Annotated in this window: 1 protein-coding gene; it reads left to right on the top strand. The window is 47.5% G+C overall.

Features of this window, described 5'->3' with window-relative positions; all coding sequences use genetic code 11:
• A partial coding sequence (locus A3762_RS19295; RefSeq protein ID WP_068757168.1) for a 2,4-dienoyl-CoA reductase occupies positions 1 to 850 on the top strand: 850 nt, incomplete at both ends.

The raw sequence follows: 850 nt of genomic DNA, 5'->3' as shown, positions 1-850 counted from the left end.
CTGTTGGGTTTATATAAACAATGGTCACTTGGCGGAACGGGTTTGTTGATAACAGGGAACGTGATGGTAGATGGTCATGCGATGACGGGACCAGGAGGCGTCGTACTAGACGCAAATGCGCCGCTTAAGCCTTTTAAACAATGGGCGCACATAGCGCAATTGAATGACACGAAAGCGTGGATGCAGATTAATCATCCTGGCCGACAGGTCTTTTCGGCTCTGAAAGGANAAGCCTTGAGTCCTTCAGATATTCAGGTTGATTTGGGTAAACGCTCAAATATGATCGCGAAACCTAAAGCGCTCACCAAGGCTGAGATTCACGACATTATTCAACGCTTTGCATTGACGGCAAGTCGCGCTGAAGAAACAGGTTTTTCGGGTGTGCAAATTCACGCCGCGCATGGCTACTTGATTTCTCAGTTCTTATCTCCGATAAGCAATAAACGACAAGACCAATGGGGCGGCAGTATAGAGAACCGTTCTCGTATGTTGCTTGAAACCGTGCGTGCGGTGCGTGCTGCTGTTTCTGATCAGTTTGCGGTGTCGGTTAAACTCAATTCCGCTGACTTTCAGCGTGGTGGCTTCTCTGAAGATGATGCACGCTATGTGATTGAACAGCTCAATAATGAAAAGATTGATTTAGTTGAGTTGTCTGGTGGTAGCTATGAAAGCCCTGCCATGCAAGGTCGTACAGCCGATGGACGAACACTTGCTCGTGAAGCTTACTTTTTAGAATTTGCCGAAGAGCTAAAACAAGTTGCCCAGATGCCATTAATGACGACAGGCGGTATTAAGCGCAAACCAGTGGCAGAATCGGTGCTTGAGGCGGGTATCGATATGATTGGTATCG

The sequence above is a fragment of the Oleiphilus sp. HI0125 genome, from assembly GCF_001635355.1.
Note: the sequence above shows the minus strand (reverse complement) of the source record. Positions and strands in the feature narration are given on the sequence as shown.